Consider the following 12,360-nt stretch of genomic DNA (forward strand, 5'->3'; position numbering starts at 1 on the left):
GATAAAATGAGTAAACTTGAAACTTTAGATATAGTCACGCTTGTTTTGCTCCCATTGATGAGCGGTGGGCTGTGGTTTATGGCAGGTCTTGCGGATAGAGTTAAGAATTCAAAGTGGAGACTTTTATGGCTTATCCCAGTGGCATCCTGTTTTTTGATAGTATATGTTGGCGGAGTAGAAAAGCTTTTGATCCCTGCGTATCTTGGGGCTGTGATACTTGTAGCGGGATTTTTCATACACAAGATAAAGACACGTAGGGCAGCATCGGCAGTATCATGGGTGCTGGTGCTGATAAGTCTTCCGATGTGTCTTTTCAATAAGGCGTACAGAAGTGTGGATTACGTCAGTGATTTCAAAGATGGCTTTGAGAGTATGAAAGCTCATTATGTTCTTGCCGAGCATAAAGAGGTCGACTGGGATGCGCTTTATGAAAAATATCTTCCCGAATTCAAAGCGGCGAACAAAGCGCATGACAAGGTTGCCAATGAGATAGCATGGTACAAATTCTGTGCTGAGTTCCATGACGGTCATGTGAATTTCGGCTCAGACGAGAAAACCAGAGATGCAGCATACGCAAGGGTATCAGGCAATGATTACGGCCTTGTGATATGTACGCTTTCTGATGGCAGAACAGTTGCAGCCGAGACTGACAGCAGCCTGGAAAAGCTCGGTATACATAACGGCATCGAGATAGTAAGCTGGAACGGTATGACACCTGCCGAAGCTGATGAACACAATGAAATGAAACAGCTTTACACCTTTGCAGATTCCGATAACGAGAATTTTTTTGAGGGTATGTTTGCAGCAGGCACAGGCGGAGACAGTGTTCAGGCAGTTATAAAAGACGACAGCGGAACAGAAAAAACAGTCACTATTGATAAGCTCTCCGATAATTACTATGAAAGAGCAAAAGAAGCATATAAAAAACTACTAAATGGTATGAACGTGGGTCATATGACGATAACAAAGATAAACGATACCACAGCCTGCCTGCGCATCAAGACCATGAGCTTTGATTCTATTTCTGAAAAAGACAAACACAAGAAAATGAAAGAGGAACTTCGTGAGCAGATACTGGATGCGAAAAAAGAGGGCGTGCGCGATATCATTATAGATATCCGCGAAAATAACGGCGGTTCCGGAACAATGGTTAAAGCCATTGGCGAACTTTTTGCACCCGAGGGCGAACACTATTATGTTACCGATGCATATTTCGACCATGAAAATAAGTGCTATGTCAGCGAGGGTGATGGAAAGTGGAAAACAGCGGGAGATGTTTTCGTTGATGGTGAGAATATCCTGGGCGATGAAGGCAGGATAGTTCTTCTTGTGGGAAGCTATTCGGTAAGTGCTGCTGACCATCTTACAAAGCTTATGAGCGGATTTGAAAATACTACGGTCATGGGTTTCACGGGACCTCTCGGTTCAGCACAGGGTGTATCTCCCATAAAGCTTAAAAGCGGGACGTTCAGCTATTCAAGTTCGCTTATGCTGAATAAGGACGGCACTGTCTATATAGACTGCGGTACCGATTATAATGCCGATGATGATGCGGAAGTTATAGTACCATTTGATGAAAAAGCATTCCGCGAGATATTTGATGAGGGCAATGACTACCTTATGGATACAGCCGTAAAATATCTTGAAGAAATGGAACGCTGAAAAATAAATAAAAAACAGTTCCCGGAATATGATGTATCGGGAACTGTTTTTGTATATAAAGGTAGATTATTTCTCTGTACAGAACTCTACGGTCTTACCTTCGAGTATCATGTTGGTAGTTCTTACTGCACACATTTTTCCGCACATTGAGCAGGTATGTCTGTCAGCGGGGGGAGTGCTCTCAAAATACTCACGTGCTTTTTCAGGATCGAATGAAAGCTTGAATATTTCATCCCAATCGACTTTGTGTCTGGCTTCTGCCATGGCATTGTCCTTGTCACGTGCATGAGGTACGCCCTTTGCGATGTCAGCAGCGTGTGCAGCTATCTTTGAAGCTATGATACCATCCTTAACGTCATTGACATCTGGCAGACGCAGGTGCTCTGCGGGGGTAACATAGCAGAGGAAGTCTGCACCGCTTGATGCGGCAATAGCACCGCCGATAGCAGTGGTGATATGGTCGTAGCCGGGAAAGATATCTGTAACAACAGGCCCCAGAACATAGAAAGGTGCATTGTGGCATATGCGTTTCTGGAAAGTCATATTTGCGGCTATCTCGTTCATAGCCATATGTCCGGGACCCTCTACCATGACCTGTACGTCCTTTTCCCATGCGCGAAGTGTCAGCGCACCAAGTTCAATAAGCTCGGATATTTGTCCTGCGTCGGTGGAATCGTCTATACATCCGGGGCGAAGCGCGTCACCGAGGCTGATCGTAACGTCATATTCACGGAGAATATCAAGAACCTCGTCATAGTGCTCGTAGAAAGGATTTTCATTGCCTGTCATCATCATCCAGGCGAACAGTAGTGATCCTCCGCGGGAAACGATATTCATCTTTCTGCCCTCACGTCGGAAAGCTTCAACGGCACGTCTGTTGAGACCTGCGTGTATGGTCATAAAATCAACGCCCTCTTCAGCATGGGCACGTACAACTTTCAGGAAGTCTTCTGCTTTTATTTCCAGCAGATCCTTTTCAAGGTAGCCGATAGCGTCGTACATAGGCACAGTGCCTATCATTGCAGGTGATTTCTCCACCAGTTCACGGCGGAAAGTATTTGTCTTGCCGTAGTTGGAAAGATCCATTATAGCTTCAGCACCGAACTTATGAGCCATTTCGACTTTCTTCATCTCGTTCTCATAGTTTTTGGCATCGCCTGAAATGCCGAGATTGACATTTATCTTGGTACGCATCTTTGTACCGATGCCCTCGGGGGAAATAGCTTTATGGTTGATGTTGCAGGGGATAGCGACTTCACCCTTAGCCACAAGCGCACGGAGTTCTTCGGGGTCGATGTACTCCTTTTCTGCAACTATCTTCATTTCAGGTGTGATTATGCCTTTCTTGGCAGCTTCCATCTGGGTAGCGTATTCTCTCATGTTAATAATTCCTTTCGGTTCAAATAGTTATCCTTGCTCTTAATGTATCCGTAAATAAAGATACCTCTTCCGCCTGCATAAATCCGCTCATAAGGCAGATACCGTCAGCTCCAGCACGTATACATTCTGCGGCATTATCTGCTGAAATCCCGCCTATTGCGTAAACAGGCAGATAAACGGCTTTGCAGACTTCACTCAGAAATCCCGTGCCGCGTCCTGCAAGACCTTTTTTGCAGTCAGTCTCAAAAATATGTCCCGCAATGATGTATCCTGCACCCAGCGCTTGTGCTTCAATAGCGTCTTCAACGGAGTGGCATGAGGTGCCGATTACATCGAACTGTGCTTTGTCATCTGCTGACATATTCCGCAGTATGTGCAGAGGAAGATGAACTCTTTTTATACCAAGCTCTGACGCAGTTTCCCAAAAGCTGTTCACAGCAAGGGGAACACCGTATCCTTTGCATATTTCAGTCGAGATCTCAGTAAGCTCGGAATATTCCTTTTCGGACATATCCTTTTCACGAAGTATCACCATATCGGGTCGAGCTGCTGCGATTTTTTTCAGCTGTTCGGGAAAACCTGCGCGGCAAAGTTTTCGGTTCGTTATACAGATTATCTTACACATAAAGATAATCGTTCAGTACAGGCTGTAATCCTTCTTCGGACATATCCTTGTACATCGTATCAAAGCTTCTTGTATCTGCTATCTCGAACTGTTCATCGCCCTCGTTTTCATTTTCCTTGCCTGTGTACTTGCTTTCGTGGTCGCCTATACCTGTTGAAACACCTGCGGATATCTTGGTAGCGGCGATCTTAACTATGCCGTCGCGGAAGCTTTTGGTCTCTCGTGATGACACCGTAATACCTGCAAAAGGAAGGAAAAGTCTGTAAGCACAAAGTACCTGACAAAGCTGTCTTTCGCCAACGTCCATGTGATTGATCTTGTCATTGTTTACTATGGGGCGAAGTCTCGGACATGACAGTGATATCTCGGCATGTGGGTACTTTCTTTGCAGATAGTACATATGCAGACCTGTTGCGAGAGCGTCTTTTCTGAAATCGGAAAGACCAAGAAGTGCCGAACCTGCGATACCTCTCATGCCGCCCATAAGAGCTCTTTCCTGAGCTTCAAAGCGATAAGGCCAAACACGTTTGTGTCCTGCAAGGTGGAGAGTTTCGTACTTGACATTATCGTAAGTTTCCTGAAAAACAGTGACATAGTCCACTCCGCACTCGTGGAGATATTTGTAGTCTTCCACATTAACGGGATATATCTCAACGCCCACCATTCGGAAATATTTTCTCGCAAGCTTGCATGCCTCACCGATATACTTTACATCGCTCATGGTTTTGCTTTCGCCTGTGAGAATAAGTATCTCTTCCATTCCGCTGTCTGCGATGACTTTCATTTCGTGCTCGATCTGCTCCATACTCAGCTTCATTCTTCGGATATGGTTATAGCAGTTGAATCCGCAGTAAACGCAGTAGTTCTCGCAGTAATTTGCGATGTACAGCGGAGTGAAAAGGTACACCGTGTTGCCGAAATGCTTTCGTGTCTCGATGCGGGCTCTTTCTGCCATCTGCTCAAGAAACGGTTCAGCCGCAGGGGAGAGAAGTGCCTTGAATTCTTCTACGCCGATAGTGTTCTTCTGCAAAGCTCGGGATACATCAAGTGCTGTATAAGCATTGTAATCGTAGCTGTTGAACTGCGCCATGACTTTTTCAAGTATATCACTTTTTATTTGCTCCTGATCGTCCATATACTTCATATGGTCGGTACGGCAGGAGGGGTCATTTTCCAGCTTGTGCTTGCGTTTTAATGCTTCCTCGGAAAGTCCTTCGGAATCAAACAGAAAATTGTTTTCCATCTTCTTCACCCCTTAGTCCCTGAGGAAACCTGTCAGTGTATCCGAGGGTGATGCCCCTCTTACAAGTACTCTGCCGAGACCTGAAAGGTAAGCCTGTCTGCCTGCTTCTATCGCCTTGCGGAAAGCATCTGCCATCATGGGCAGGTCACCCGCAGTTGCAAGAGCTGTGTTTGACATTACTGCTGCCGCGCCCATCTCCATAGCCTCGCAAGCCTGAGAGGGTCTGCCAATGCCTGCATCTACGATTATGGGCAGGTCTATCTCGTCTATCAGTATCTGTATGAAATCCCTTGTTGCAAGACCCTTGTTTGAACCGATAGGAGAAGCCAGAGGCATTACCGATGCAGCACCTGCGTTAACAAGGTCTCTCGCAGTGTTCAGGTCGGGGTACATATATGGCATTACGATAAAGCCTTCTTTGGCGAGTATCTCTGTTGCTTTGATAGTCTCCGCATTGTCGGGCAGAAGATATTTTGTATCACGCATGATCTCAATTTTTACGAAATCACCGCAGCCCAGTTCTCTTGCAAGCCTAGCTATGCGCACAGCTTCTTCGGCGTTTCTTGCGCCCGAAGTGTTGGGCAGGAGAGTTACTCCCTCGGGGATATGATCGAGTATATTCTCATGTTCCTTGGTGTTAGCTCGTCTTACAGCAAGGGTGATAAGTTCAGCACCTGCGTTTTCCACTGCCGCTTTTATAAGTGAGAGGGAATATTTTCCCGAACCGAGAATGAATCTTGAATTGAATTCGTGCCCGCCTATGACGAGCTTGTCATTGTTTTCCATTAATATCGTCCTTTCGTTATCAGGCATCATATTCGCCTGAAATTATCCTGAGTACCATTGTAGCCTGATGTGCGGCGCATACAGCAACACGTGCTGATATTAGTCCAAGACCTTCGCCAACATCGCTTTTGCCGTCACCGCAAAGCCAGAAATTTTTTGCTATCTTGCGTGTGACTATGCTGTTCGCACTGTCAAGTCCTGCCATTCCTGATGCTGCTACCAGATTTTTTTCCGGGAAATGTTCAAGCACCGCGTTCACAAGCATGGCTTTTTGTTCGGCATTGTCGAAACATTCGCATACTATCGGAAAATCTGCCAGAAGTACAGGTATGTTTTCCTCATCAAGCTTGACTGTCTGTGAAGTTATATCGCAGTAGGGTGCTAATTTTAAGAGTGTATCTTTCAGTGCATCTGCCTTGTACTGTCCAAGCTGTTCGGGAAAGTACTGCTGACGGTTCAGGTTTGAGATATCGACCTTGTCAAAGTCGATAAGGTGTATCCTTCCGATACCTGCCCGGGCAAGACTTACCGCAACATTTGAGCCAAGTCCTCCCAGACCGCATACCACTACCGAAGCTTCTGCGAATCGTTTTTGAAGTTCTTTTCCGTGACGTTCTTCGAGTGCGGCATACATTTCTTCTTTTGTGGGTATCATCTAGCCGCCTCCCACAAAGCTTACAACTTCAACGGAGTCGCCGTCTTTGAGAAGTGTACTGTCATACTGAGATTTAGGCACTATCTCAAGATCAAGCTCAACAGCTACACGCTTTGGGTCATAGCCGTTCTCGCTCAGCATTTCGGTCACGGTCTTTCCCGAGAGTTCACGCTGTTCGCCGTTCAGTTTTACCATGTTCATTCCTCCCAACAAAAAAGGGGGACTGTACGCAAAAAACAGTCCCCCGAAATATCGGTATCATATTCCCTACGTTGGCATTATCCAAATCAGGTTATGGGTCGATAACTCGGTCGCTATCCTCTCAGCCTGTCTACAAGCTCCCCTTATTTTATTTCAACTCTAAATATTATAACACTCTTCAAATAAAAAATCAAGTATTTATCGGGACTTTTCGGAAATTTTTTTGATATTTCATGTAAAAAATCTTTGCTGTCCGTTGAAACGTACAGCCCGCACTTGAATTTGAGAGCGGTTTATGTTATAATATAAAAATAAATTGATTTTCGGTTGGAGGTGAGCGCGTGAAGAATATCGATGATCTTATCGAACTGATAATGGGTGACCCGAAGATACGCGAGAGCAAAACTCTCGGAGAAAAAGTCTACCACGATGAACCCATACTCAAACGCGCTTCACAGCTTGTACGTGATATCGTCCCACCTAAAGATAATACTCCTGCTCAGCTTATGGAGATGCGCAGGATGGTCTATTCTCCTGAAGCTCAGTGGCGCTCAAGAGAATGGCTTTTCGGCAAACAGGGCAGTTTCATGGCAGACTTCGAGGACAGCTTTGAAAAGATCATTCCATTTGAACACTATTTTCCCACCTACAATGATATGACCCTTGAACAGCAGCGCACATACTTTACGTGGCGCACACGCATTAGGCGCGGTGAGTACAGAGAAACAAGTCTTTCTTACATATTTGTGTATGTCTATGAGTTGATAAATCTCATCGGTGTTAAAAACGCACGCGAGGGATATGACAGGCTGGAAGCTGTGCTTGAACATTACGGCGAAACTCAACCAAAGCTGAAAAAGTTCGTTTTAGCTTGGCTTGATGATATGGTCATATATTATGGTCTGGATATCGCTCTACTTAATAGTAGCGGTATCTTAGAGTTTGATGACTCTCTTTGTGTTTTGCTTGATTTGGACGGTCATACAGATGATGAAGTCTTTTCAGCACTTTGCACTATGTCATCTTACAACGCCGAAAAATCAGCATTTTATAAGACCTATCCCGAGGAATTCCGTACCGTGGCAGTGCGGAGCTATAAAGCTTTTTCCGAGTATTACGGTGCTCACCGTAAAAAGACCCTGTTTGAAAAACTTTTCGGAAAAAGCACCATAAGTGTACATCAGATGTTTGGTTCCGCGGTGTTTTGCTATTACCGTTCATCACCGCAGAATTCGGTGGTCATAGACCAGGTCCGCCGTTGTTTTTGCAGGGGCGGAGAATGGTTTACGGAAGGGTACGCCGGCAAAACTCACGGCAACAAGCAGGTGGGCGACTTTTTTCGTGCTATTGACAGCATCATGCGAACGGGATTCGATTTCAAAAATAAGCTGCAAGCACCTGATATTACAAAACAGCTTTCAAAGATAATAAACGAACAGATAACCATACTTCAAGATGAGAAAAGACAGGCGGAGAAACTTCGCGTGGATATCGACCTTACAAAACTTGGCAGTATCCGCCGCGCCGCTGATATCACGAGGGATAAGCTTATCGTCGATGAAGAAGATCTTGAAGAGGATAAATCTCCTCAGCCTGATATGCAAGAAGATGTTGCCGAAGAGAGTGTTCAGGAAAATACCACTCCCCTTGATAGCGGCGAGTATTCGTTCATGCAGGCACTGCTTTACGGCGGTGATCATCAGGCGGCTGCAAAAAATGCAGGGGCGATGCCCTCTGTTATGGCGGACAGTATAAATGAAAAGCTTTACGATATTTTTGCTGATACTGTTATCGAGTTTGACGGCGATATCCCAGCTGTCATTGAGGATTATGAAGAAGAACTGAAAGGAATGATACTTCCATGAAGATACCCAAGAGGATAGCGCAGGCTGTTATCAATTCGCTGAAAGGCGGAGTTGTGCCAAGAATAGGTCTGCCATATATCACGGTCGGCAGAGAAGTCGAGATTGACGCTTTGCTTCACGATGTTGATATAATCGAAGAGGGCGGTGCTTCATTCAGGTTCATAGTCGGCAAATACGGCAGCGGTAAGAGTTTTCTTTTGCAGACAATACGCAGTCATGTGATGGACAGAAATTTCGTTGTGGTCGATGCTGACCTTTCACCTGAAAGACGTTTGCAGGGTACAAAGGGTCAGGGGCTTGCGACCTACAAGGAACTTATACGTAATATGTCCACAAAAACAAGACCCGACGGCGGTGCACTGACTCTCATACTTGACAGATGGATAAGCGGTGTGCAGTCCGAGGCTGCTGCTGAAAGCGGACTCGATATATCTTCTCCCGAGTTTTCTGCTGTCGTGGAAAAGAAGATATTTGAAGTCATAAATGCACTTAACGAGATGGTACACGGCTTTGATTTTGCAAAGCTTTTGACGATATACTATCGCGCTTCTGTATCGGGTGACGATGAACAGAAAGCAAAAGTGGTAAAATGGTTCAGGGGCGAGTACGTAAACAAGACGGAAGCCAAGAGCGAGCTTGGCGTAAACATCGTTATCACCGATGATGATTGGTACGAATATATCAAGCTGTTCGCTATGTTCCTGAAAAAAGCGGGTTACAGTGGTCTGCTGGTGCTGGTAGACGAGCTTGTGAACATTTATAAAATACCCAATGCCATCACCCGACAGTACAATTATGAAAAGATACTCACCATGTACAACGATACTTTGCAGGGCAAGGCTAAGTATCTTGGCATAATAATGGGCGGAACTCCCCAGTGCATTGAGGACACACGCCGCGGTGTATACAGCTATGAAGCTCTGAGGTCAAGGCTTGCAGAGGGTCGTTTCGGACGCGAGGGAATACGTGATATGCTGGCACCTGTTATACATCTCGTTCCGCTGACATATGAAGAAATGCTGGTGCTGACCGAGAAACTTGCTGACATTCACGCTCAGCTTTTCGGGTATGAACAGCGTATTACTCAGGAGGATATGATTGTTTTTATCAAGACAGAGTTCGGGCGGATAGGTGCTGACAGCCATATCACTCCCCGTGAAGTGATACGTGATTTCATCGAATTGCTTGATATAGCTTTTCAGAATCCTATGCTTGAGATATCAGATTTTATATCTTCGGGTGGGATCGAGTATTCAAAACCTGCCGCAGAGGAAGAAACTTCCGAGGGCGATTTTGCCGAGTTTGAGATCTGAATAGGAGTGAAAAATTATCTCGGAGGTGCAGAATGAAAAAAGGAAATATTCACAAGCACATGACCGAGGAGGACGGATTTGACCGCCGTTTTGCCTGCTGGTGCAATAACCACAACAAGGTATGGCACAGGGAAAAGGTACGTCAGCGCAGAAAATTCCGCCGAAAGATGAGAATAATACTTCTGAAAGAAAGAGGACGAGATGAACGTTTTTGACCGCTATGCACCCTTTGTGCAGGACTTCATTTACCGCAATAACTGGGAAAGTCTGAGGGCTATTCAGGCAGCGGCCGGTGATGTGATATTCAATACCGATGACAATCTGCTGCTTACGGCTTCTACTGCTTCTGGCAAGACGGAAGCAGCCTTCTTTCCGATACTTACATTGTTTTCCGAGGATATGCCGAAGTCTGTGGGGGCTATATATATCGGTCCGCTGAAAGCGCTGATAAACGATCAGTTTTCCCGCCTTAACGACCTTTGTGAGGACGCGGGCATACCTGTCTGGCACTGGCACGGCGATGTTGCGCAGTCTCATAAGGCGCGTATGATGAAGAACCCATCGGGCATATTGCAGATAACCCCCGAATCTCTTGAAGCCATGCTGATACGCCGTCATTCGGCGCTTGTGAAGCTTTTTGGCGACCTTAGATTCATCGTTATAGATGAACTTCATTCCCTTATGCGCGGTGACAGGGGCGGACAGACCTTATGCCTTATCGAGCGACTTTGCAGACAAGCAGGAGTGAATCCACGCAGGATAGGTCTTTCCGCAACGATAGGCGATCCAAAAGCAGCAGGGGAGTTCCTTTCTTACGGCACAGGCAGGCGCACATCTGTCCCGAAAATTGAAGCCAAAGGTACAAAATGGCGGCTTTCTATGGAGCATTTTTATATCAGCAGTGTTCAGGCGTCTGATGGAAAGCTTGAACAAAAGGCTCTGCCTGTGCTTGAACAGGCGACGGACAAAGCTCCCGAAAATGCCGACCCGGGAATGGGATATATTTTTGAACACACGCGGGGAAAGAAGTGTCTCGTATTTGTAAATTCCCGCGAGGAGTGTGAAGCTGTAACTACAACTCTCAGGTCATACTGCGAAGCAAAACATGAGCGCGACCGCTTTCTTATCCATCACGGAAATCTTTCCACAAGTTACCGTGAAACTGCCGAGGCTGCCATGAAAGATGATGATGTTCAGATGACTACTGTTACCACCGCCACCCTTGAACTTGGCATTGATATCGGCAGACTGGAACGCGCTTTCCAGATAGATGCACCCTTTACTGTGTCATCATTTTTGCAGAGAATGGGGCGCACAGGCAGACGTGACCTTCCGCCCGAGATGTGGTTCGTTATCCGAGAAGATATGCCCGAACCGAGGACGATGCTTCCATCGACAGTACCGTGGAAGCTTTTGCAGGGCATAGCGCTGGTGCAGGTATATCTCGAAGAACGCTGGGTAGAACCGCCGCGTCTGGAGAGACTGCCGTTCAGTCTGCTTTATCATCAGACCATGAGTACATTGGCATCATGCGGCGAACTTACTCCCGCTCAACTTGCACAGCGTGTGCTGACGCTCAAATATTTCCATCGTATCTCTCCCGATGATTATAAGATACTTCTTCGCCACCTTATCGAGATCGACCATATACAGCGCACAGATGAGGGTGGGCTGATAGTTGGTCTGGCAGGGGAGAGGATAGTTAATAACTTCCGATTTTATGCAGTATTTCAGGAGAATGAAGAGTACACTGTCAGGTGCGAATCACAGGAACTTGGTACCCTTGTTATGCCGCCTCCGGTAGGTGAAAAGATCGCTATTGCGGGTCAGGTCTGGATAGTTACCGAGCTTGACCACAAGCGGCATCTGGTCTTCTGCGAACCTGTCAAAGGTAAAGTTCCTGCATATTTCGGAGATTGCCCCGGGGATATAAACACCAAAATTCTCACCCGAATGAAGCAAGTCCTCTGCGAAGACAAGACTTATCCCTACCTTATGAAAAACGCCGCGGCGCGTCTTTCACAGGCGAGATTTTCGGCGAGAAATTCAGGGGTAGTCTGCGAGAATCTTATCAATCTCGGCGGAGATATGTGGGCACTTTTTCCGTGGCTTGGTACTTACTCTTTCTTTGCACTTGAACGTTTCCTTAACGTAAGGTGCAGGGAAAAACTGCGAATGCGCGGTCTGGATAGCTGTCGTCCATATTTTATACAGTTCACTATGGCGGCGGACGAATACACTTTTTTCAGCACTCTCCGTGAAGAAGCTTGCCGTCCCATCGATCCTATGGAACTTGTCTATCCCAAGGAAGTTCCGATATTTGAAAAGTATGACGAATATCTTCCTGCCGAACTTGTACGTAAAGGCTTTGCCTATGGTGTGCTCGATATCGACGGTATGCTGACTGCGGTGAACAGTTGGTGCGACAGATTTTTCGGTGACAAAAAGGAGATAATATGCTTATAGTTCTTGACAATATACACATTCAATTCAATATAAATATCATTGAAAACAATGGAGCTTCCTGTAACCAAACAAATCAAGGGGTTGCAAAAAAGAACACCTCAGTGTAGAATGTAAATACTGACGATGCGAAAGTTAGTAATACAAACTACAGAAAGGTGTCCTCT

General features: G+C 46.0%; 11 protein-coding genes and 1 riboswitch. Of the genes, 5 read left to right on the forward strand and 6 right to left on the reverse strand.

From position 1 onward, the window contains the following. The first annotated feature begins 6 nt into the window (after positions 1–6). Entirely contained in the window at positions 7–1,662 is a 1,656-nt protein-coding gene (locus tag N773_RS0102960; RefSeq protein ID WP_024856377.1) for a S41 family peptidase, read from the forward strand. Positions 1,663–1,728: 66 nt separating this feature from the next. Here the strand turns inward: N773_RS0102960 and thiC are convergent, their stop codons facing one another. Genes thiC through thiS form a run of 6 tightly spaced genes read right to left on the reverse strand, consistent with a single transcriptional unit; the run spans position 1,729 to position 6,546 of the window. Then, complete coding sequence (gene thiC, locus N773_RS0102965) at positions 1,729–3,042, reverse strand: phosphomethylpyrimidine synthase ThiC (protein ID WP_024856378.1); 1,314 nt, start codon at positions 3,040–3,042, stop codon at positions 1,729–1,731. A 19-nt stretch (positions 3,043–3,061) separates the two neighbouring features. Beyond that, the gene (locus N773_RS0102970) at positions 3,062–3,667 is read right to left on the reverse strand and encodes a thiamine phosphate synthase (protein WP_024856379.1); all 606 of its coding nucleotides are present in this window, start codon (positions 3,665–3,667) and stop codon (positions 3,062–3,064) included. Further along, positions 3,660–4,910, reverse strand: coding sequence for a 2-iminoacetate synthase ThiH (gene thiH / locus N773_RS0102975; protein ID WP_024856380.1), 1,251 nt, complete (start codon positions 4,908–4,910; stop codon positions 3,660–3,662). The genes N773_RS0102970 and thiH overlap by 8 nt, the downstream gene beginning before the upstream one ends. A gap of 12 nt (positions 4,911–4,922) precedes the next feature. Next, on the reverse strand, positions 4,923–5,696 hold the full coding sequence (locus N773_RS0102980; RefSeq protein ID WP_024856381.1) for a thiazole synthase: 774 nt from the start codon (positions 5,694–5,696) through the stop codon (positions 4,923–4,925). A gap of 19 nt (positions 5,697–5,715) precedes the next feature. Further along, on the reverse strand, positions 5,716–6,351 hold the full coding sequence (thiF, locus tag N773_RS0102985) for a sulfur carrier protein ThiS adenylyltransferase ThiF (RefSeq protein WP_024856382.1): 636 nt from the start codon (positions 6,349–6,351) through the stop codon (positions 5,716–5,718). Further along, the gene (gene thiS, locus N773_RS0102990) at positions 6,352–6,546 is read right to left on the reverse strand and encodes a sulfur carrier protein ThiS (protein ID WP_024856383.1); all 195 of its coding nucleotides are present in this window, start codon (positions 6,544–6,546) and stop codon (positions 6,352–6,354) included. It lies immediately after the preceding gene. A 51-nt stretch (positions 6,547–6,597) separates the two neighbouring features. Beyond that, a riboswitch (TPP riboswitch) is annotated at positions 6,598–6,706 on the reverse strand. Between the two features lie 187 nt (positions 6,707–6,893). Here thiS and N773_RS0102995 point away from each other — a divergent pair. The 4 genes from N773_RS0102995 to N773_RS0103010 are packed head-to-tail and all read left to right on the forward strand — an operon-like array spanning position 6,894 to position 12,196. Then, positions 6,894–8,417: a TerB N-terminal domain-containing protein gene (locus N773_RS0102995; RefSeq protein WP_024856384.1), complete on the forward strand. Its 1,524-nt coding sequence runs from the start codon at positions 6,894–6,896 to the stop codon at positions 8,415–8,417. Beyond that, complete coding sequence (locus N773_RS0103000; RefSeq protein ID WP_024856385.1) at positions 8,414–9,730, forward strand: ATP-binding protein; 1,317 nt, start codon at positions 8,414–8,416, stop codon at positions 9,728–9,730. The genes N773_RS0102995 and N773_RS0103000 overlap by 4 nt, the downstream gene beginning before the upstream one ends. A 32-nt stretch (positions 9,731–9,762) precedes the next feature. Continuing rightward, positions 9,763–9,945, forward strand: coding sequence for a hypothetical protein (locus tag N773_RS0103005; RefSeq protein WP_024856386.1), 183 nt, complete (start codon positions 9,763–9,765; stop codon positions 9,943–9,945). Then, complete coding sequence (locus tag N773_RS0103010; RefSeq protein WP_024856387.1) at positions 9,932–12,196, forward strand: DEAD/DEAH box helicase; 2,265 nt, start codon at positions 9,932–9,934, stop codon at positions 12,194–12,196. The genes N773_RS0103005 and N773_RS0103010 overlap by 14 nt, the downstream gene beginning before the upstream one ends. The last annotated feature ends 164 nt before the right edge of the window (positions 12,197–12,360 follow it).

It is taken from the genome of Ruminococcus albus AD2013, assembly GCF_000526775.1.
Taxonomy (GTDB): Bacteria; Bacillota; Clostridia; order Oscillospirales; family Ruminococcaceae; genus Hominimerdicola; species Hominimerdicola alba_A.

Coding starts and splice junctions, on each gene's coding strand:
- N773_RS0102960 (WP_024856377.1), top strand. CDS start 7: ATGAGTAAACTTGAAACTTTAGATATAGTCACGCTTGTTTTGCTCCCA.
- thiC (WP_024856378.1), bottom strand. CDS start 3,042: ATGAGAGAATACGCTACCCAGATGGAAGCTGCCAAGAAAGGCATAATC.
- N773_RS0102970 (WP_024856379.1), bottom strand. CDS start 3,667: ATGTGTAAGATAATCTGTATAACGAACCGAAAACTTTGCCGCGCAGGT.
- thiH (WP_024856380.1), bottom strand. CDS start 4,910: ATGGAAAACAATTTTCTGTTTGATTCCGAAGGACTTTCCGAGGAAGCA.
- N773_RS0102980 (WP_024856381.1), bottom strand. CDS start 5,696: ATGGAAAACAATGACAAGCTCGTCATAGGCGGGCACGAATTCAATTCA.
- thiF (WP_024856382.1), bottom strand. CDS start 6,351: ATGATACCCACAAAAGAAGAAATGTATGCCGCACTCGAAGAACGTCAC.
- thiS (WP_024856383.1), bottom strand. CDS start 6,546: ATGGTAAAACTGAACGGCGAACAGCGTGAACTCTCGGGAAAGACCGTG.
- N773_RS0103000 (WP_024856385.1), top strand. CDS start 8,414: ATGAAGATACCCAAGAGGATAGCGCAGGCTGTTATCAATTCGCTGAAA.
- N773_RS0103005 (WP_024856386.1), top strand. CDS start 9,763: ATGAAAAAAGGAAATATTCACAAGCACATGACCGAGGAGGACGGATTT.
- N773_RS0103010 (WP_024856387.1), top strand. CDS start 9,932: ATGAACGTTTTTGACCGCTATGCACCCTTTGTGCAGGACTTCATTTAC.